Here is a 20,888-nt window from a genome sequence, read left to right on the forward strand (position 1 = left end):
AGGAGACCGCCGGCATGGAACAGAGGCAGAACAAGCAAAAAAATATGGCATGGAAAACGGCCGCTGTTTTGTTTTGCCTGTGTTTGATTTCCTTGTGGGCGCTTTCCGGGACCCTGGCCAAATATGTCAGCTCCGATACTGCCGGAGAAAAAGCCCGTGCAGCCTCGGTTGTCTTTCATGTGAAAGATCAAGATGGCGTGAAGAGTCTGGATCTGACCAGCGAGTTAGCCCTTGCCGGCCTGCAGCCGGGACAGAAGAAAACGCTGCCATTTTCAGTTGTCAATTACGAAGGCTCTGCAATCAGCGAAACGGCCATGGAATACACGATTTCCATTGAGACAACAGGAAACCTGCCTTTAACGTATTCCTTACAGGCAGATTCTGGCGGACTTGATTCTCCAGCGGCCTCGCCATCCGAAAAAGCCACCTGGAGCGGCGGCAAGCTGCCGGCAGCTGCAAAAGAAACCCATTCCTATACGCTGACGGTTCAATGGCCGTCTGATAAAAACAGTGCTGAGTATAGCGCCGAGATCGACTCGGTATATCTGAACGTAGAGGCCGTGCAGAAAACGCCCGGGGCATGAAAAGAGGTGCAGCGTGAAAAAATGCTTTAAAATACAAGACAAACTGAAACGACCACTTCTCATTTGCCTGGCCGCGATCCTCGTTCTGGCCGGTATTGCGGGAGCCAGATACGTGTTGACCTGGGACAGCGGCTCCCAGCTGGCAGGTGCGGCAGACTTCTATTTCACCAGCGATTTACTGGAAGAGGTAAAGACAGGGGAAAAGGCGCCGATCCGGTATATTGACCCTCAGACGGGAAGCTTTACCATTGAACTGCACAATTTTGCGGATTCAAAGCGGATCACGGAGAAAGACATTACATACGAGGTCACGGTAACCGGTGGAACAGTAAATGATCCACAAACAGGCAAACTGATAGGGAGCCAGAAAACTACGAATTTCATCACCATTACACCTGCTTCGGGAAAGGATCAGGTGGAGGTGACAGCTACCAGTACGGCCCCTTACAAAAAAGAACTGAAAGCAAGCTTCCAATTGACCGGGGGCAATCAATATCAGGTGGATGATACAGCAGGCAGCACGGCTGCGGTATTAACGATGACCTGCACAAAAGAAGGAACGCAGGCAATTACGTTGAAACTTCCCGAAAATGTTGTTCCCGATGCCACCGACAGCCGGGTAACAAAGCCAGGGGACAGCTATCAGTTCACGGTAACAGAAAAAGGTGTTTTTTCACTGGTACTGCTGAAAAAGGAAACGAAGCAAAACTTAAAAAAAGAACTGGTACCCTTTGAGAATGAAATTGATATGACAGCGAAGGCAACCTGATCTTATGGATGAGGCGGAGGGAGAGGCATGAGAATGAAGAAAGATCAAATATCCGTTATGCAAAAGAAGAAAAAGGCAGACATTTTAGTGGCACTGCTGACCGTGTGCCTGCTTCTGTTCACACTGGGAATGGCAGGCAGGCAGGTTTATGCAGAGGATCATACCGTTCTGATTACCATGGATGATACGGTCCGGCTGCAGCTGCCGGTATCAGACGGTGCGGTCCTCCTGCCCGAATGTCCTCCGGAAATCGCGGCGCTTCACAAGCAGGAAGCAGGGGATGGGGATACCTTTGCCGGCTGGCAGGAAAAAGGCGCTGATGATTCTGTGGCTGCCCAAAAGGCAGGTGCAGCTTTTCCAGTAGGTGAAAAAACTACGGTTGCCCTGAAGTCCGTATGGCGGTCTGCTGACAGGGATGAGACAAAGGAGCCCATAGAGCCAAAGAAAGCTGCGGCTGCTGCCAAATCTTCGGTCAAGTCATCCCCTGCGGCTGCTGCCGTTTCACAAAAGACGGTCTATGTAAATCAGAGCACTGGAGTCGATACCAATGATGGAACAAAAGACCAGCCGGTTAACACTCTGGATGCGGCGGCTGGTAAGCTGACCAAAGCGGCCGATGGGGGGACGGTTGAGAATAATAAAATCCTAATCCAGGGAAAGTATAGTCTGGGTACTGGCAGGGAGATAACATTATTTGCAAGGGATAAATCCGTTCCGGTAACCATAGAGGGCGATCCTGAGAAGGATGCTGAGTTAAGTCAGAAATGGACAACGGATCAGACGGAATCCTTTGTTAATCTGGACGATGACCTGTGCCTGCAAAAGATGAAAGCAACCGGGATCGAACATATATACGGGCAGGGGCATAACATAACAATCGGGGAAGGGGTAAATAATTACGGGAACATAGAAGGGATTAACGGAGCAAGATACTTCTATTTGTATGGAGCTGGAAATAATGAGATTCTTAATAAGAAGGTCGGGGAGATTGTAGTCAGGAGCGGAAAAACAACAAGAATTGCCGGTTATGTGAGAAGTAACCCAAGCCTTGATGCACAGAACCTGCCCGCAAAGATCACAATATCCGGAACGGCTGAGGTAGACACCATTATTACAGGCAATGCCAGCGGACAGGTAATAAATGCAGAGGCAGAGATTACGGTAGCTGGAGGGAAGGTAGGGACCCTGGTTGGAGGTAATCAGGGGTTTAATGCTGCGCCGTCCGATTTCTGGGGTAATACAGCCATCCGCATTTCAGGAGGAACGGTCAACAATGTCCTGGGTGCGGGAACGGGTCGGAATCAAAGTATTCCTACCTATACCGGCCATCTGTCCATTGAAGTTTACGGCGGGAACGCAAAAAACATTTATGGCGGCGGATCGGCTGCTTTTGTTACGAAAGACGGTAAGGTAGACATTAAGATTAGCGGCGGTACGGTAGGGGATGTCTTTGCAGCGGGCCAGGGCGGTGATGGAGCGATCGTCGCCCCAGATAGCGGCAAATCATTTACTGAATCTCAAGATCTGTTTGGGAGCATGCTTGGAACAGCGACGATCACCATTGCAGACAATGCTGTAGTTACGGGCAATATCTATGCCAGCGGAAGTGGGTTCGAGCCTGCATCGGATAAAAAATATGATACCACAAAAAATGCCTATTTGGGCGGAAAGGCTGATATCTCGATAGAGGGAGGCACGGTTAAAGGCAGCATTTATGGCGGCGGCAGGGGAATTAACAAGACTGGCTATGAACAGTGCGCCAGAGTGGACACTGGGGCAGAGGCCAAGGTTACGCTTTCCGGCGGGACGGTTGAGGGCAGCATCTATGGCGGCGGTGAGATTGCGAAGGTGGGAAGTAAGACTCAGGTTGTGATTTCAAAGGGCAGGGTTAAAGGCAACGTTTATGGCGGCGGCAAGACTGCAGATGTAACAGGCTCCGCAGAGGTTACGCTTTCCGGTGAGAACAATAACACAGTAATCGAAGGCAATGTTTACGGAGGCGGCGAGAAAGGCGCTGTAAAGGGCGGAACAACGGTCAATATAAAGCAGGGAACCATACAGGGTTCGGTCTACGGCGGAGCTCTGGGAGAAACGAATAAGGTACTGGTTGAAGGACGTTCTACGGTCAATATGACGGGCGGATGGGTCCAAAAAAATCTTTATGGCGGCAGCGAGCTGAGTAACGATGGTGCTGATGTGTCTGCGGGAACAGCGCTGCCGGATTTGGTCTTTGTGAACCTGGTCGGCGGTACGGTAGACCACAATGTATTCGGAGGCGGATATAAGGGGACGGTCAATGGCTCGACCCATTTACATATTGGCGAGGGAGCTCTGGGAGAGTGTAAGTATTATCAGGAACATCCTGAGGATAAACCTGATTTAAACCCATCGGCTTTGTCTGTCAGCGGATCTGTTTATGCCGGCGGCGATTATGGCGGCGGCGCTGCCGGGTACGATGATATCACCGTAAAAGGCACTTCTCATGTATATATTGATGGGACGAACTATGATACGGGGCAAAATAATAATGCGCATCAGATGACAATAGCGGGCGGGGTCTTTGGCAGCGGCGCATCCTGTGATGCAGGCTCAACCCGTCTGGTCACCCTGAAAAATTACGGCGTGCGGACAGAAAATGAAAAAAAGGCCGCAAGCGGAGCGACCCGCAGCTTAAAAGCGATCCAGCGGGCTGACCGGGTATTGCTGCTCAATTCGCATGTACAGCTGACCGGTCAATCGGACGCAGCCAATAAGGATCAGACTGCTCTGTACTCCCTGAACCGGGTTGGTGATCACGGAGAAGATAAGGTAACAGATGGTTTGGGAACCGGACTGGTACTCCAGAGCGGCAGTACGCTGGTACTGGAATCTCCGGTTATCGAACTGGCAAAATTTCAGAGTTTAGATGGGTCGGCGCGGGACGTAAAGGAGGAGGGGATTACAAGCTGCCCCAATACATTGCTGCTCAATACAGGCACAATTTTCCGCGTTGCTTATTCAGATTCAAATTACGGCCCTGTAAAGGGATACGCCTATCTGGCTGCGGGAGAAAAGGCAGATGCTTACGCATATGCGCGGCAAAACCCAAATACCGGAGATTCGGACGGCGGCTTTATTGATTTGGAGGGCAAGACGATTTCATTTACGAACGTGGACACCACTTATCGATACTGGCAGGTGCGCAACGGCACCCAGGTTCAGGCGGTGAGGGAGACCGTACTGACAGCCAGAACCCTGCAGTCTGGTGACAGCGGGTATGGTACGGATGGATTTTCTGTAGCGGCCGGTGAGATTGATCTTCCGCCGGCAGCGAAAGATTCTTCCTACAAGATTCAAAGTATCACTGCCCCAAGCGGTGTTACCTTCACAGAGGCCGCAAAAAACGAAACGTCTGCCTGGACCACATCTGATCAGAATAACAATGCTTCGACGCCAATCGATACAGAGAAGGAACAAAAAAAGATTAAGGATGATCCTCTGTCTTCGTTTGGCTTATATATGAAAAGCGGCAGCGGATTTGGGACTGCAGCTGCTGGGAAAGTCGTTTCGCAGCGTTCAATGAATGCGGGTGATTCGAACAATATCATTAATACGAGCATGGGTTCGATTGAAGAGACCCTTGTAGAGCCTCAGATCCAATTTTATCTGACCTATGATAATGAGGGGATCACAAGCAGTAAAGAAATCGGTACAGTGGAAGTGGTACTGAACCGCTATGATAGTAAGAATGTGCTGCAGGAAACGACCACAATGAAGGTGAAGATCGTTACCAGGGCCACAGCTCTTACCTCACAAACAGTGGATCTTTATGCGACCCAGGGCGGAAGCTATACCGGAAAGCTGCTCATTCCCTCAGGAAGTGATCATACATTTTCTTTAACCAAGGTTACAAAGGGAAGCAGCAGTCTGGTACCTGTTAATGGTACAATTACGGATCATAGCTTTGCGATTCAAATGGAGCCGGAACAGGACCAGGCTTGGAAGTCCATAAAGAATAAAACCTTGGATCTGGGAGCGTTCAGCACTGCGACTGTAATTGGAGAGACAGATGGCCGTTATGAAGCCCCGGTTCTGTTTACATTAAAGAATGTGAAGGATTTCCATGGTAAAGATACAGCAGATGAAATCGTCCTGACCTTGAGCGATAGCAGCGTTAATCCTGCAGAGACGTTTGATGTTACGCTGAGGGTCAACTGGAAGGAATCGGCGGTGTCAAAAATCGATGTCCAGTCCGGGAGGCAGTATAACGGCCTGACTCCGTCTGATTCAGTCAGCATCAATGCAAAGAGTGCCATCACTGCCCAATTTACTCTTCGCCAGCAAACGGCGGTAGCCAGCCTGTGGCTGGAATTGCAAGACAATAGCGGGACCAGGGTTTCGCTGCCAGAAGGAACTCGGATCACACTCATTCAACCTGCAAACTTTTATACCTATGAAGTGACCGGTGCAGAAACAGACAGCAAAATTCAGCTGAAGGACTATACACTTATGTGGTCGGATACGACACAAACGCTCACTGGAAATTTAAGCACAACGCCATTTGCAATGATTGTCGATTTTGAATCAGCAAAAGAATCAATCAAAACTGGTGACCATAGCCTGCGGCTGCGGACGGAAGACGGCGCGGACTCCATAGGAGCAAGCTTTACCATAAATCCAGGATCAGCAGCAATTTCTCTGTCCGGCGGTAATGGATTATCCAGGGGAGAACATACTTTTTCATTGAGTTTTTCAGCTGGGAGCGATACCCGGCTGAGCGGAGATGCAGTAGCAGTTCTTTCTCCAGCAGCGGGCAAATCTTTCCCCAAGGGGACGTTGTTCAAATATAACGGGAAAACCTATTATCCCAATCAGGGGAAGGTGTATCTGTCTCTATCTGATGCCCAGGAGGTGATTATGGATACCACAGCATCGGCTGGCCTTGCGGCGGAGGACCAAGTGATAAACGCGGAATTATTTTCAACCGGGCACAGTACAGGCAAAACAGCGGCCCCGCTTGTCAAAACAAGCACAACCTATACGGTTGAGGCCAACCCTGTTTATGGGATCAAGGTGGCTGCTGATGATGAGAAACGCATAGCAGCCAGTGGTACGAAACTTTCCTTTAAGGCAGATTATTCAGTTGAAAACCAAAAGAGCGGCGAGGGCCTCAAGATTGAGGTGGCTGTTCAGCAGAAAGAAGAGAAAAATTATGTTCCCCTTGCATCCCCGTGGACGGTGACTGGAAATGAAGCGATTACAACGGGTTCCGGGTCACAACAGCTGTCTGTTCAAATTCCGGAAGACCAGGCTCCGGGTACGTATCGGCTGCTGTTCACCCTGGGTGATCAAAAGGTGCCCTATAATGTAATCGTTTCTGACTAGTGTTTTTGATTGACAGAGGGCCCATCTTGCAGTAAGATCAGCTAAACAGACATCAGATGGGAGTGGTCGATTATGCGGCAGGTAAAACCGATCGGGTATATCCGTACCGATTTTTCTACAAAATTTGGAATACCCCGCCAGAGCGGGCTGGTAAAGGAACTGGAAGGAAGGATTATCTTTGAGCCGGAATTTCGCATAATGGAAGCGGTGCGGGGTCTGGAGGAATTCTCCCATATCTGGCTGATCTGGGAATTTTCCCATTCCGCGGGGCAGGGCTGGTCGCCCACCGTACGGCCGCCAAGGCTGGGAGGCAACAAAAGAATGGGTGTATTTGCCACCAGATCCCCTTTCCGGCCCAATCCTATCGGATTGTCCTGCGTGGAACTGAAAGCGATTGAAGCTGATCCACATCTGGGCCCGGTCTTGCACGTGCTTGGTGCTGATCTTATGGATCACACTCCCATTTTAGATATTAAGCCCTATATTCCCCATGCGGACAGCTGTCCGGAGGCTGAGGGCGGGTTCAGCGCTGCTTTCAGGGACTACGGGCTTGAAGTTGTTTTTCCTGAAAAGTGGCTGGGCCTTATTCCGGCGGAAAAACAGGCGGCGCTGATTGGAGCGCTGCGCCAGGATCCCAGGCCTTCTTACCAGAATGATCCGGATCGGATTTACGGATTTGAGTTTGCTGGATTCGAAGTCCGCTTTCGAGTCGCGGATTTGCGGCTGATTGTTTGTGAAGTGGCGCCCGTATGAGTTTGAGAAGATCGTCGGGTTTTGCTGCTTGCCGGTTTGCCAGTTTGCCAGTTTGTCGGAAAAAACCAAAAAAATTCATCGAATTTACGCACGTTTCAACGATTGCGCTTTCTCAAATTCAGAAAAAAGCGGGGCTCCCCCGCTTTTTTCTGTTTGAGGACCTGCCGCCCTACAACTTTGCGTAAATTTTTTTCGTTTTTGCAGAACTTTTCCGGAAAATCCGGAAAGTCTGGAGCGGCCCGGGACAACCGGGTGGGGCAGCTTCTAAAATTCGGAATTTTGCTTAGAAACTTAAATATATTAATCGGTTCATTAAAAATATTAATTAATATATTGACATTTTTAAGTAGCGGGTGTAAAGTAAAGACATCGGAAAGGAGGGCCTGGGAATGAACAAAGTGATCAGTCAGTGTCCGGTCTGCCAGGGGGAGTTAAGAGCAGCGCGGCTCAAATGCGGAGACTGCGGAACTGTGATTGAAAACGACTTTTCACTGAGCAAATTTGATTATCTGTCCGGCGAAGAACTTTACTTTACCGAAACATTTATCCGCTGCCGGGGGAATATCAAAGAAGTGGAAAAGGAATTGAAGATTTCCTATCCAACCGTACGAGCCAAACTGGATGGTATTATTAAAAAATTGGGGTACGAGAACAGCGCGGATAAAGAAGAGGAACGAAGCCGGCGCCAAGAAGTTCTGAATTCGTTGGAACGAGGTGAAATATCCGCAGCAGAAGCGATTGAAAAATTAAAGTAATGAGGAAGAGAGGGGAAGACAATGGACGAAAAACTAAGAATTTTAAAAATGGTAGAAGAAGGTACGATTACCGCCGATGAAGCAGCTGAACTGATGAAGGCCGTCGGTGCAGACGATCAGCAGGAGATTGCGGTAACAATGCACAGCAATTACGATAAAAAGATGTTCCGCATTATTGTAGATAGTGAAAAAGGAGATAAGGTTAACATTCAATTCCCGGTCGGGGCGGTAAAGAAAATATTAAAGGCCACCGGAAAGCTTCCAATTCCGGATAAGAACTTGGAAGGCATGGATCTTTCGGCCATGATAGATGCAGTTTGCGAATGCCTGGACGATGAAGTGGAAGGCGATTTTGTGAACGTGACAGCGGCGGACGGAACAATTGTACGCATTTACGTAGATAAATAGAGGGGAAGTGTCATGTGGATTCGAATCCGTACAGAGGACGTGAACTTTTCCATGCCGGCGCCGTTATCCATGGTCGGCTTGGTATTGCGAGCTGTGCCCGAAGCGGCTTTTGCCAAAATGCGCGAAAAGGTAGAGCCGCCCTATGATCAGTTGCTCACAAAGCAGACGATTGCGTTCTTATGGCAGGAATGCTGGGGCAGCCTAAAACCCTATAAAGGCTTGGAGCTTGTCCATGTTGAAGCAGACGGCACTTACGTGTCGATCCGCTTGTAAGCGAAACCGGTAAAATCACTTCCTACTGTAAAATTACCGAATATTACCACTATTTCTTGATCCATTCGATCTCTATAATAGAAGTAGAAAGGATAACTTTAACTATTGATGAAGCATGGTTGAAGGAAATAGTACATTGGGTATGAACGATATTGCGAAAGTTATGATGAACCGCAGCAGGGCGGACCGTCAAAAGGCGCTGGCAAAACGTTATCTGATGACGTGGAATACAGATGTGACCGATGACGAAGCAGAGCGGATGTTGAAGCATGATGATTTTATGAAAGACTTACTCAAAGAATACATGCGAAAAGAGCTGGAATCTGTGCTGCTGCAAATTGACCGTATCGACCAGGAACGAAGACGAAAAGAAAAAATGCTGGAAATGGAATTGTTGTTGAGCGATTTGAAATTGCGTCTGCCGGACTTGATCGATTTATTGAGCTGACAGGATTAAAAGTTCCGGAATTTTCGGGAATTTTTTGTATGATGGACTCTGCGCTGAGTAGACTACTCTTTTGGATGATCATCCAAAAGGTTCGCTTGCCGCTCAAGAGTAAAGCCGCGTCCCCGTACTTCGGTGACGGAAGAGATGACCATAAAGGCATTGCCGTCAATTTCCTGAATCAGCTTCTTGGCTTCATTGAGCTTGCGGCCGGTGAGAATGCTCATAATGGCTAATTGCTTTTCGCCGGTAAATCCAGTTTCGATGTTTACCAGGGTAGCGCCGCAGTCCAGCTTTTGAAGGAGTCCTTGTCTGATGGCCTGATAATCTTTGCTGATGACCATTAGCTGTACCTTGCTGCTGCCCATAACCATCACTTTATTGACGGTTGCTGAACAGAGAAAGACGACAATGATTCCATAGAGGACTTTTTCCGGAGAAGAAAAGGTTACTTGTGCCAGAATGATCAGGGTATCGATGGCATAGAGGCTGGCGCTGACGGGAATTCCGAATTTTTTATGAAAGATCAACGGCGGAATATCGAAGCCTCCGGTGGATGCACCGACCTTTAATACCAGTCCGACGCCCAGACCCATAAGTGTTCCTGCAAAAACGGCCGCCAACAACAGGTTGTCCGTCAAATGCTGCAGAACATCCAGCTTCTGCAGCAAGTCCAAAAGCAGTGGGTATAGAAACGTACTGATCAGCGTAGTCACCGCAAACCTGCGTCCCAGGCAGACCAGTCCCACGGCAAACAAGGTCACATTGGCCGCGGCCACAGAAACAGCTATAGGAATGCCGAAGTAATGCTCCAAACAGAGCGCGAGCCCGGTGGTGCCTCCTGCCATCAGATTACTAGGAATGACAAAGGCTGCCACACTGAGGGCCAGAATTAAGTTGCCTGCTAAAATACCAATCACGCTGATCCACTTTTTCATAATCTACCTCCAGAAATTCGTTTGATGTCTTGATGAAGTTTCTATAAAACCACTATCATAATATGAGAAATGTGTTAGAATGTAAAGTAACGATTTGGAAAAAGAGGTTAAACAATGAACAACTGGAGAGCGAAGTTATATCAATTTATGCAGGGGCGATATGGGTTTGACGCTTTTGGACAATTCTTGATCATTGCGTCTATGGTCGTTATATTATTGTCCAATCTCATTCGATTCCGCTTTGTCTATTTGGCAGGAATCGCGCTGCTAATCTATGCATATTTTCGCATCATATCGAGAAATATATACAAAAGACAGCGGGAAAATCAGAAGTATCTTGCCCTTCGCGCCAAATTCAGCCGTAAGAAGAAGGGCGGCACAGTGAATAATTGGAAAGGCGGAAACACAAATACCGGTTATGGTCCAGGTGCGGCCGGCGGCAATGAAAACGAAAACGCCCAATTTAGTTTTTACCGCTGCCGCAATTGCGGGCAGACTGTTCGTGTGCCCAAAGGAAAAGGGACGATCAAAATCACTTGTCCCAGCTGCGGAAATTCCTTTATTGACCGAACATAGTGTACTAGAATAAAAATCCTCACACCTGTGCAAGCTAACAAAAAACAGGAATTGTGAGGATTTTATTATGAAAAAATTCAGAATGCCAAGCGCATTTACCATACTGTTCTTGATCATCATTGTGATCGCTGTCCTGACCTGGATCGTACCGGCGGGGACTTACCAGTATGTAGATGAAAACGCTACGCCTTTGGAACCGGTTCCCGGCACTTATGAGGCAATCGCACAGAATCCCCAGGGATTTTGGGAAGTGCTGCGGGCGCCCATCGAAGGATTTTTTAACGCAACCGATATTATCGTATTTATTCTGGTTATCGGCGGATTTTTAGGCCTGGTGACAGATACCGGCGCCATTGACTCGGGAATTGGATCCATCGTAACCAGACTCTCTGGAAGAGAAACAATCATGATCCCCATCCTTATGTGCATCTTTGCACTGGGAGGGACCATTTTTGGTATGTCAGAGGAAACGATTGCCTTTTATGTATTGGTAATCCCTGTCTTTATCGCGGCCGGCTTTGATTCCATCACCGGGTTTGCAGTAATTTTTCTGGGTGCAGGCATCGGTTGTCTGGGTTCTACGGTCAACCCCTTCGCCACCGGAATTGCCTCCGGGTTTGCCGGCATCTCCATTGGCGAGGGGATCGTACTGAGGATAATCCTGTTAGTAGTGACACTGATCATCGGGATTCTCTTTGTCATGTCCTACGGGAAAAAAGTGAAAGCCGATCCATCCAGATCGCTGGTCTACCACATGAAAGAAAGCAATGAACAGCACTTCCTCTCACAGAAAACGGAAGGCAGCCAGGCCATGACCGGAAAACAGAAAGCAATTCTGTGGGTGTTTGCCATCAGCTTTTTTATCATGGTATTGGGGGTCATTCCCTGGGCGGACAAGTTCGGTATCACCATTTTTGAAGACTTTAACAAATGGGTACTAGGCATTCCGGTCTTGGGAACAGTGCTGGGACATATCACGCCTCTGGGTTCCTGGTGGTTCGGCGATATTACGATCCTCTTCCTGCTGTCGTCCTTTATCTGCGGACTGATCTGGAGATGGAAAGAGCTGAGATTCATTGAATTATTTCTCAATGGGGCAAAGGATTTGTTGGGGGTAGCTTTAATCATCGGCATTACCCGAGGAATCGCTGTGGTGATGAATGACGGGGGCATGACGGCCACTATCCTCCACTGGGGAGAGGAGTCCCTCAAATCCATGGGTTCGGTGGCATTTGTCGATTTGTCCTATTTATTCTTTCTGCTCCTTTCCTTCCTGGTTCCATCTTCATCCGGATTGGCAGCCCTTGCCATGCCCATCATGGCCCCGGTGGCGGATTTCGCATCTGTCGGCAGGGATGTCATTATCACTGCCTATGCTTCAGCCAGCGGACTGGTCAACTTGATCACGCCCACCAGCGGAGTTTTGATGGGGGCCCTGGCAATCGCAAGAGTTTCCTACGGCGTTTACCTCAAGTGGGTCTGGAAATTCCTGCTGATTTTGTTCTTGCTGGTGCTGGTGATCCTCAGTTTAGCCGTTATTTTGTAGAAGGTGCAGGCATGGACGATTATAATCGGATCTATCATTACACTTCCGCAGATGGTCTTTGCGGGATTCTTTCGACGGGGACTTTATACTTTACTGATAGTCTTTTCCTCAACGACAGGAGCGAACGAAAGAATTTTTATTTGATCCTAAAGGAATATCTGCAGAAGGCTCCGCTGGAAAAGAATTGGATCAAAGAAGTGGAAAGACGCTATTTCGGGGAAAACAATTCCATCTTTTATAAGCTGATCAATACCAATCCGTCCGACAAGCGGGCAATGCGCTACTTTGTGCTGTCCTGTTCAAAAGACCGGGACAGCCTGCCTATGTGGAATTATTATACACGCAGTATCCATGCGGCCGGATATAATCTGCATTTTCATACCCGGGAACTGATCCGGCAGATGAGGGAACATCCTATCGTTGAAAAGCTCACCGCCGGGCGGGGCAGCGTCATGTGCAGAGGCGTTGTCTATGATGAACGGAGAAAGTTGACTGCCCTGGATCAAATCATGCGGCAAGCGCAGGCAAAATGGAGCAAACTGCCGTCTCAGATTGAACGGGAGGTGCTGCTTTCCAAGCTGGATCGGGCATTTGAAACCATGAGTTTATTCTACAAAGACAGCGCCTTTGCACATGAGCGGGAGGTTCGATTGGTCATCTGCGCGGAAAATGAGCGGGTCCATGCTTTACCGGAGTGCTGTTACCAATTCCGAAAGGTTCGAGGTATTCAAGTTCCCTGCCTGGTGATCGACGTTCTTGAAAAGGGGCGGGCGATCGCAGGCGTAACAGCCGGCCCTGCGCTGGATAAAGAAATGGCGGTCAATGGAGTTGAATACATGCTTCATTACTACGGATTTCCTCAGACCTGCAAGGTTTCTTCCGTACCGCTGCGGTATTGATGGAAGTGGAATGCGTTGCTGTTCCTGCGCTTTACATTGAAGTCATATATAATGTAAAAAAGAGATGAAAAGCTGGTTGACAATTATATGAATGATAACGATCCGGAAAAGCATGATACTATAACGCTTGAAGAGTTGGCAAAGCGGGAAGGCATAGAGCTATGAAATATACGATCGTAATTGAGAAACCAGCGGCGACATTTATTATGAAACTCCCAAGGCCGGATAAAGATAAGTATTAGAGCATACTAGTTTTCATTTTTTTCCGAAACCTATTCAGCTGTTGCTGAAATCCGGTAAATTTTAAAAAATATGAAACGTTTTTACACAAAGTTGTGGGTTTGCGAGGCCGGATATTGAAAAAAAGAGGGCTTAATGTGCTCAGCTGCTGTGGGCCGATTTGGAGAGGTCGCAACCGTTGAAAATTGCGTAAAAAGTGAAATTTGTTTTTAGTTTTTTCGCAAAACCTCATTTCCCCTAAAAACCCCATATCATATTATTCTATTTTCCATTAAAAAGGCGATTACACCATGACTGGTTTCAGTCACCGTGCAATCGCCTTTTTGTTTTGTCGCGCGTTTATATGAAGAAAAAATGAGATTAATCAACAGCCTTCATCGATTCCACCATCTCAATGCGCCGCAGCTTAAAGATCATCAGAACGTCCACCAGCGCTGAGAAGGCCAGGGTGATCAGGGCGGCCAGTACATAGCTGAGGGGCGAGATTTCGCGTCCCATCATAAAATCAGGCGATTCGGCAGTGATCACCACATAGCGGTGAAGGGCAAACCCAGCGGCCAGCCCTGCCAGTGTTCCCAGAATGGACAAGAGTCCGATCTCGCGGAAAATATAGCGAGCCACCTCATTGTGATAATAGCCGAGAACCCGTAGGGTCGCCAGTTCCCTGCTGCGCTCATTGATGTTTATATTGGTCAGGTTGTAGAGAACCACTACAGCCAGGGCGCCGGCGCACAGTATGAGCACATAGACGATCAGATTGATGCTGGACAGCATCCCCTCATAGCTTTGCTTCAATTGAGAATTAAATTCAGAGGACGCCACATATTCCGAATCCTGAAGCCCCTGAGCAGTCTGATCCTGAGCTGCCAGGCCCTTTATTCCAGACTGCACCAGATAACCGTTATAATCAAAGCCGCCGAAAGCCGACCGATATACAGATTGATCCATATAAAGGTAGCAGCCCACATAATTTTCTGTAATGTCGGTGAGGGTGAATTCGGCAGTCTGATCATCGATGTTTTTCAGCGTAAAGCGATCTCCCGGAGAAAGTTCCAGTACATCGGCCATTTTCTCAGTCATGATCACCCCATCCTGATCAAAGGAGATGGCGGTATTACTTCTGGGATGACGCAAAAGAATAAATTGACAAAAAGCCTGATCGTTCTCCGGTATATAAAGGGTGGTGCTGATCTTCTCGCTGCCACCGGCAGAAGAAGCCTCTGCAGCCTGACTGCTTACTTTGGTGTGCGCTTTTCCGTCCAGAAAATCCTGGAGGGTGGAGTCGGTTTTATCTTCTACCAGTTCAATCTTCATATCATACTTGAAGATTTGGTCATATTGCGTATGAACGATTTCCGACATGGAATCCTGCAGCCCAAAACCAGTGACCATCAGCGCCGTGCAGCCGGCAATGCCGATGATGGTCATGAAAAGATGCTTTTTATAGCGGAAGATATTTCGTGCAGTGGCTTTGTAGCTGAAAGAAAGCCGCTTCCAGAGAGCCGTTGCCCGCTCCAGCAAAATGCGTTTTCCTGCCTTGGGCGCTCTGGGCACCATCAAAGCGGCAGGCTTCTCGCTAAGCGTGCGGCTGCAAGCAAACCAGGTCGCTCCCAGGGTACAGAGAATTTCCAGTCCACAGGATATGAGTGCAAATTTTCCGTTGAACTGAAGGATCAGCTCCGGCAGTTCGTATTGGGAGGCATAGGCCTTGTAGAGAACGGTGGGCAGCAGTTGAAAGCCGCTGGCCAGTCCTACGGCGCAGCCCAGAACCGTGGCCGCACCGCAGTAAATCAGGTATTTGGCCATAATGGTGCGCCGATTGTAGCCCAGCGCCTTTAGAGTACCGATTTGAATCCGCTCCTCTTCTACCATTCGGGTCATGGTAGTGAGGGATACCAAAGCGGCCACCAGGAAAAAGAAAATAGGAAAGACTGCGGCCACATCGGCTACTTTCTCCACATCTACCTGATAGCGGGCGTAGCTGACATTGGAATTTCGGTCCAGGATGTACCATTCAGGTTTGTCCAGATCGTCAATATCCGCTTGTGCTTTGTCAATTTTCTTCTCTGCCTTGGCAATCTCGGCTGCGGCTGTTTCTTTTCCATCCTTATACGCAAGGCGTGCGCTATCCAGCTTCTTTTTTGCATCGGCCAATTTTTTTTCATTGGAAAAAATAGTCTTCCTGGCATCGGCTAACTTTTTTTCGTTTGCTGTGATTTCCTTTTGGGATTGGGTTATCTTTTTTTCATTGGCTTTAATCTGGTTTTCTGCGCCAGCCAGTTTCTTTTCTTGCTCCGTCACTTGGGCAAGCCCTTGTTCATATTGGGCGAGCCCCTGATCGTAGGCAGCAATTTGGGCCAGCATTTCATCGGACAAGGGATATCCAGCAGCCAAAGCTTCTTTTGCCTGCTGGACTTGATCCTTTACTGCGTCCAATTGCTTTTTACTTTCATTCAGCTGCTTTCGGGCCTGCTCCACTTGGGTCTTACCAGTACTCAGCGCCTCCTTCGCTTTTTTCAGCTGGGCTTTTCCCGATTTAAGTTCTTTTTTGCCATCCGCCAGCTTTGCCTCGCCGGTCTTTAACTGCGCCTTGGCTTTGCCCAGCTGGGCGGTTCCACTGTCAATCTCCTGCTGGCCCTGATCGATCTGCTTTTTTGCGTCAGCCAGCTCTTTTTCCGATTTTTTCTTTTCCTTATCTAGTTTTTCTTTGGCATCCTTGAGCTTATCCTCTGCTTTTGCAACGATCTCGTCATAGCGGACTGCGATCCGCACCGCAGAAAGGTCGTCGATCTCATCGGATACTGTCTGAATATGATCCTTGTAATCGTCCGAAAAAGAGGCTCCCGCATTTTTAAGGGTAAGGAAAAGATCGGTATAGGCATCCAGCTTGTAGGCGGAGCTGTCTGTATAGACAATGACACCCGCCCGTCCATTGCCCGCGGAGGCTGGTTCTTTGGAATTGCAGAAATAATAAGGGCTGTTGACAATTCCAACGATGGTGAAATTTTGCTGCCGATAGGTGTCGGAAAGATCCTCCGTATCCGGGGAGATGGCAAGGGTATCACCAATAGACAGCTGGGACATATAGTCGTTGGGTTTTTCAATTACGCACTCACCAGTTTTTTTCGGCATACGCCCTTTAACCAAGGTCAAATCGTTGATGAAGGCAGCACTGTTGTTTTTGGAAAGCTCCAGGCCATAGATTCGTCCGGCCAGAACCTCGTCCTCGCCGGTGGACATGAGCACATCCGTCACATAAGCAGGCATCACCTGGTCCACCTGGGGAAGGGAAGCAAGTGCCGCAGCATCTTCGCCGGTCAGACCCATGGTCGATTTAATATTAAAATCCGACATAGAACTGTCCTGGTAGTATTGATCTACGGAGGCCTTCATATCAGGAGTTGAGGAAAGGATCCCCACTAGAAAGCCCACTCCCAGAGCGACGATGGCTATAATGGCCACAAAACGGCCGAAACTCTGTTTGATCTCTCTTGTGATTGTGCGGGTGTAATTGCGTTTCATCAGATCACCACTCGATTTGTTCTACAGGAATAGGATGGTTGTTTTCTTCGGTTCGGGACACTTTGCCGCTATGAATGTGGATCACCCGATCAGCCATGGGCGTCAGCGCCTGGTTATGGGTTACTACGATTACCGTCTTATTCATGTTGCGGCAGCAATCCTGGAGCAGCTTGAGAATTGTTTTTCCCGTGCTGTAGTCCAGAGCTCCGGTAGGCTCATCACATAAAAGAATTTTGGGGTTCTTGGCCAATGCCCGGGCGATGGCCACCCGCTGCTGTTCGCCGCCTGAAAGCTGCGCCGGAAAATTGTCCATGCGCTCACCCAAGCCTACGGAGTGCAGCACCTCTTCCGGAGGCAGAGGTGCGCTGCATATTTCAGAGGCCAGCTCCACATTTTCCAGTGCAGTCAGATTTTGAACCAGATTATAAAACTGGAATACAAAACCCACGTCATGGCGGCGGTAAGCAGTGAGCGCTTTTTCGTTCATGTTGCTTACGATACGATCATCTAAAAGGACTGTACCTTCATCGCAGGAATCCATGCCTCCCAAAATGTTGAGCACTGTTGTCTTACCGGCTCCGCTGGGGCCGACGATGATGCAGAATTCTCCCTGTCCGATGGAAAAGGTGATATGATCGGCGGCGGCAATGGTCTGGCTGCCCATGTGGTAATATTTACAAACATCCTGAAATGTAACATAGCTCATTTGGAAATCCCCTCCATCTTTTCTGCTGTCAACTGAACCAGCCGCTGAAATTCCAACATATTTTTTTCGCCGATGGCATCCAGCAGCATATCAAAATATTGTTCAACGAACCTGCGTTTTTCTGTCACATAGCGGCCGCCAGCCAAGCTGAGGCGAACCTGCATCCGCCGCCGGTCCTCCTGGGCCGTCTCCATGATGACGTATCCTTTTTTGCGGAGAGCGGAGAGGATGGTAGTAATTCTTTGGCGGGTAACAAATAGGGAATCGCTCAGCGTTGAGGGATAGACGGTTTCTTTTTTATGGACGTCCAGATAAAGAAGGACCCGCATCTCTCCCTGACAGAATTCCATCAATGGGGCAACCAGTTCCATATCATACATTTTTTGCAGCGATCCTAAAAAGGAATCCCGCAGCTGCCGTTTATCCATAGGTTGGTCCTTTCAAAAAGTAAATAGTATAGTATAATCAATATGGTTGACTATACTATACTATATTCGGCTTGCCAGTACAATATACAGTTTCAATTTTCTGAAATTTTATTTCTTCTGATTGAACCTAGCCTCTGCTTTGCCCCAATCAACAACCTCAAACCAGTTTCTCGCAAAACGATCCACCTGTACAGGATACTTGAGATAGTAGGCATGCTCCCATACATCCAGCGCCATCACCGGCATCAGCTTGTCAATGGCAGGACTGCTGCAATTACCGGTCGTTGCAATATGGAGCTTGCCGCCGCCTTCTGAATTGAGCCATACCCATCCGCTGCCCATGACACTTTTGGCCGCGTCCACAAACAAGTTCTTAAAATTTTCGTAGTTTCCGTAGTTGGCATTTATCGCTTTTAAAAGATTCCCATGGGGCAGAGTAGCGCGGCTGGGATCAAGCCCCTCAAAGAACAGGCCATGATTGTAGACAGAACCTGCATAAAATTTCATCTTTTGGGCGGTCACAGCAGGAACCTGGCGAATGTCCTTTAAAATCAAGTCCTGCAGCGTCCAGCTGCCATACTGGGGATTGGCTGCGATGAGCTGGTTGAGTGTTTCGACGGCATTTTTATAAATAACATCATAATGAAAATACATGGTGTTGGGATCCAGATATGGAACAAAGCTGGAGTAGGGGTGACGCATTGTGATTGGTGTAAAAGGGTATTTGTCTAACATAAAAGTCCTCCTTCATATTTAAAACTGCTTTTTATATACTATGAAACGCGGCAGGCTTTGTTGATAGGCATGATCCAAGAGGCATGGCAGCCTGCCAATCTGGAAAAAGACTTAACAAGGGATAGGGATCGATGGTATAATATGCATGTTTGATTTGTTTTGGGAAAACTTAAGGAGAGAATGAATGAATTTATTGGTATTATATCTGGCGATCACCTTTTTCGGCTATTTCGTCGGAAGCAAATTGAGAAAATCGGAAAAGGACTTTAAGTGGACGGGAAAGGTACAGCTGATTGCGATTATCGTCCTGGTTTTTACGATGGGAAGCCGCATCGGAGCTGATAAAAGTGTTATCGCATCCCTTTCGTCGATTGGGCTTACGGCGTTCATTTTAACCCTTTTGATCCTTGCGGGCAGCGTGGGCGCAGTTTTTGCCGCCAGAAAGCTGCTGGGCTTCAGTAAGGAGGGCATGAAAACCGATGACTAGAGCAATTTTAATTTCCGTAATCGCCGGAATTCTGGCCGGGTACTTTTTTCTCCCTGATTGGTTCATTGACCTTTCCGGTAATGTTTTGATTGCGGGCCTTTGCGTGTTGCTGTTCTTTGTGGGAATGGATATCGGAAGAGAAGGGACCGTAGTAGAAAATTTCAAGAAAGCCGGATGGCGTATTCTGATCTTTCCATTTGTGATCATTTTTGGTACCTTGATCGGCTCTCTCGCAGGGGCGTTGATTTTGCCGTCCCTGGGCATCCGTGACGCCTTGGCCATTGGTTCAGGCTTCGGCTGGTATACGCTGGCGCCAGTGATGCTTTCCAAGTATTCGACCTACGTGAGCGCACTTTCTTTCATGCACAATGTAATGCGGGAGCTGTTTGGAATTTTGCTGATTCCGATTGTTGCAAAAAAAATCGGGTATATAGAAACGGTGGCGCTGCCGGGAGCTGCGGCCATGGATGTGTGCCTGCCCATCGTTGAAAAAGCTACAAGAGGGGACATTGCGGTCTATTCCTTTCTATCGGGAGTGGTTCTCAGTATCGCAGTACCTGTTTTAGTGGGATTTATAGCCGGAGTATAGGCTGAAATATAAAAGGAGAAGAAATCGATGAAAAAATTAGATGTTTTTAAAGGAAGCGACAAATACGTTGTTACGCCGGAGCTGATGAACGCGGTCAATGTTTCCATTGCGCTGGAAAAGCCGCTGCTGATCAAGGGCGAGCCGGGAACGGGAAAAACCATGCTGGCCGAAGCCATCGCCGATGCCCTGGGCATGAATCTGATCATATGGGGGATCAAATCCACCACCAAGGCCCAGGAAGGGCTCTATGTTTACGATACGGTCCAAAGACTGTACGACAGCCAGTTCGGAGAGGGAGATGTTTCCGATATCAAACAGTACATCAAGCTGGGAAAACTGGGCGAAGCGTTCACTTCCGACCAGCAGGTGGTGTTGCTGATCGATGAGATCGACAAGGCGGACCTGGAGTTCCCCAACGACCTTTTATGGGAGCTGGATAAAATGGAATTCTATATCAATGAGACAAAGGAGACCATCCGCACCAAGACCCGTCCTATTGTAATCATCACGTCCAATGCGGAAAAAGAACTGCCGGATGCTTTCCTGCGCCGCTGTATTTTCCATTACATCGAATTCCCGGATACAGGCAAGATGGAAGAAATCATCCGCGTTCACTACGGGGATATCGACCGCAAGCTCTGCCAAAAGGCGCTGGAAGCCTTTTACGAGATCCGGGGCATGAAGGAGCTGCAGAAAAAACCCAGCACTTCTGAGCTGCTGGACTGGCTGCAGGCGCTGATGATCAGCGGCGTCAATGTGAACAAGCTCAAGGATGAAATTCCTTTTGTGGGCGTGCTTTTGAAAAAGAACCAGGACATCGATATTATGCACGAAATCAAAGAAAAAGGCTACTCGCTGAAGAGGTGGTAAT

Annotated in this window: 19 protein-coding genes; 14 read left to right on the forward strand and 5 right to left on the reverse strand. The window is 48.4% G+C overall.

What is annotated here, in order from left to right; all coding sequences use genetic code 11:
• Positions 1-14: 14 nt before the first annotated feature.
• The 8 genes from NIA71_RS17930 (at position 15) to NIA71_RS17965 (ending at position 9,354) form a co-directional block, all read left to right on the forward strand.
• Positions 15-584 (forward strand): hypothetical protein, encoded by a 570-nt coding sequence (locus NIA71_RS17930; protein WP_148395536.1) that lies wholly within the window; start codon positions 15-17, stop codon positions 582-584.
• A 13-nt stretch (positions 585-597) separates the two neighbouring features.
• A complete protein-coding gene (locus NIA71_RS17935; RefSeq protein WP_253021129.1) occupies positions 598-1,353 on the forward strand; it encodes a hypothetical protein in 756 nt (251 codons plus the stop codon).
• 27 nt (positions 1,354-1,380) lie between these two features.
• Positions 1,381-6,717: a hypothetical protein gene (locus NIA71_RS17940; RefSeq protein ID WP_253021130.1), complete on the forward strand. Its 5,337-nt coding sequence runs from the start codon at positions 1,381-1,383 to the stop codon at positions 6,715-6,717.
• A 69-nt stretch (positions 6,718-6,786) separates the two neighbouring features.
• Positions 6,787-7,470 carry a tRNA (N6-threonylcarbamoyladenosine(37)-N6)-methyltransferase TrmO gene (gene tsaA / locus NIA71_RS17945; RefSeq protein WP_253021332.1) on the forward strand — a complete coding sequence of 228 codons (684 nt, stop codon included), beginning with the start codon at positions 6,787-6,789 and terminating at the stop codon, positions 7,468-7,470.
• A gap of 389 nt (positions 7,471-7,859) precedes the next feature.
• Positions 7,860-8,225, forward strand: a complete 366-nt coding sequence (locus NIA71_RS17950; RefSeq protein ID WP_148395540.1) for a DUF2089 domain-containing protein — start codon at positions 7,860-7,862, stop codon at positions 8,223-8,225.
• 21 nt (positions 8,226-8,246) lie between these two features.
• Positions 8,247-8,633, forward strand: coding sequence for an SHOCT-like domain-containing protein (locus NIA71_RS17955; RefSeq protein ID WP_253021131.1), 387 nt, complete (start codon positions 8,247-8,249; stop codon positions 8,631-8,633).
• A 12-nt stretch (positions 8,634-8,645) separates the two neighbouring features.
• Positions 8,646-8,906, forward strand: a complete 261-nt coding sequence (locus tag NIA71_RS17960; protein ID WP_253021132.1) for a hypothetical protein — start codon at positions 8,646-8,648, stop codon at positions 8,904-8,906.
• A 142-nt stretch (positions 8,907-9,048) separates the two neighbouring features.
• On the forward strand, positions 9,049-9,354 hold the full coding sequence (locus NIA71_RS17965; RefSeq protein WP_148395543.1) for a hypothetical protein: 306 nt from the start codon (positions 9,049-9,051) through the stop codon (positions 9,352-9,354).
• 62 nt (positions 9,355-9,416) lie between these two features.
• On the opposite strand, the gene NIA71_RS17970 is transcribed toward NIA71_RS17965, so the two are convergent.
• Entirely contained in the window at positions 9,417-10,289 is an 873-nt protein-coding gene (locus tag NIA71_RS17970; RefSeq protein ID WP_227754789.1) for a YitT family protein, read from the reverse strand.
• 114 nt (positions 10,290-10,403) lie between these two features.
• On the opposite strand from NIA71_RS17970, the gene NIA71_RS17975 reads away from it, so the two are divergent.
• The 3 genes from NIA71_RS17975 (at position 10,404) to NIA71_RS17985 (ending at position 13,310) form a co-directional block, all read left to right on the forward strand.
• A complete protein-coding gene (locus NIA71_RS17975; RefSeq protein ID WP_253021133.1) occupies positions 10,404-10,865 on the forward strand; it encodes a hypothetical protein in 462 nt (153 codons plus the stop codon).
• Positions 10,866-10,932: 67 nt separating this feature from the next.
• Positions 10,933-12,411 carry a YfcC family protein gene (locus NIA71_RS17980; protein WP_148395547.1) on the forward strand — a complete coding sequence of 493 codons (1,479 nt, stop codon included), beginning with the start codon at positions 10,933-10,935 and terminating at the stop codon, positions 12,409-12,411.
• Positions 12,412-12,422: 11 nt separating this feature from the next.
• Positions 12,423-13,310 carry a DUF2971 domain-containing protein gene (locus NIA71_RS17985; RefSeq protein ID WP_148395548.1) on the forward strand — a complete coding sequence of 296 codons (888 nt, stop codon included), beginning with the start codon at positions 12,423-12,425 and terminating at the stop codon, positions 13,308-13,310.
• A gap of 600 nt (positions 13,311-13,910) precedes the next feature.
• Here the strand turns inward: NIA71_RS17985 and NIA71_RS17990 are convergent.
• The 4 genes from NIA71_RS17990 to NIA71_RS18005 all read right to left on the reverse strand — a co-directional run bounded on the left by NIA71_RS17990 (position 13,911) and on the right by NIA71_RS18005 (position 18,941).
• On the reverse strand, positions 13,911-17,072 hold the full coding sequence (locus NIA71_RS17990; RefSeq protein ID WP_253021134.1) for an FtsX-like permease family protein: 3,162 nt from the start codon (positions 17,070-17,072) through the stop codon (positions 13,911-13,913).
• 4 nt (positions 17,073-17,076) lie between these two features.
• Positions 17,077-17,778, reverse strand: coding sequence for an ABC transporter ATP-binding protein (locus tag NIA71_RS17995; RefSeq protein ID WP_148395550.1), 702 nt, complete (start codon positions 17,776-17,778; stop codon positions 17,077-17,079).
• The gene (locus tag NIA71_RS18000; RefSeq protein WP_253021135.1) at positions 17,775-18,206 is read right to left on the reverse strand and encodes a MarR family winged helix-turn-helix transcriptional regulator; all 432 of its coding nucleotides are present in this window, start codon (positions 18,204-18,206) and stop codon (positions 17,775-17,777) included. Before NIA71_RS18000 ends, NIA71_RS17995 begins: the two co-directional genes overlap by 4 nt.
• 108 nt (positions 18,207-18,314) lie before the next feature.
• Positions 18,315-18,941, reverse strand: coding sequence for a superoxide dismutase (locus NIA71_RS18005; protein WP_148395552.1), 627 nt, complete (start codon positions 18,939-18,941; stop codon positions 18,315-18,317).
• A 184-nt stretch (positions 18,942-19,125) separates the two neighbouring features.
• Between NIA71_RS18005 and NIA71_RS18010 the strand changes: the two genes are divergently transcribed.
• The 3 genes from NIA71_RS18010 to NIA71_RS18020 are packed head-to-tail and all read left to right on the forward strand — an operon-like array spanning position 19,126 to position 20,887.
• Positions 19,126-19,428 carry a LysO family transporter gene (locus NIA71_RS18010; RefSeq protein WP_148395553.1) on the forward strand — a complete coding sequence of 101 codons (303 nt, stop codon included), beginning with the start codon at positions 19,126-19,128 and terminating at the stop codon, positions 19,426-19,428.
• Positions 19,421-20,017 carry a lysine exporter LysO family protein gene (locus tag NIA71_RS18015; protein WP_148395554.1) on the forward strand — a complete coding sequence of 199 codons (597 nt, stop codon included), beginning with the start codon at positions 19,421-19,423 and terminating at the stop codon, positions 20,015-20,017. The genes NIA71_RS18010 and NIA71_RS18015 overlap by 8 nt, the downstream gene beginning before the upstream one ends.
• A gap of 27 nt (positions 20,018-20,044) precedes the next feature.
• Positions 20,045-20,887 (forward strand): AAA family ATPase, encoded by an 843-nt coding sequence (locus tag NIA71_RS18020; protein ID WP_148395555.1) that lies wholly within the window; start codon positions 20,045-20,047, stop codon positions 20,885-20,887.
• The last annotated feature ends 1 nt before the right edge of the window (position 20,888 follow it).

This window comes from Ihubacter massiliensis (genome assembly GCF_024125305.1).
In the GTDB taxonomy this organism is placed as follows: domain Bacteria; phylum Bacillota; class Clostridia; order Peptostreptococcales; family Anaerovoracaceae; genus Hominibacterium; species Hominibacterium faecale.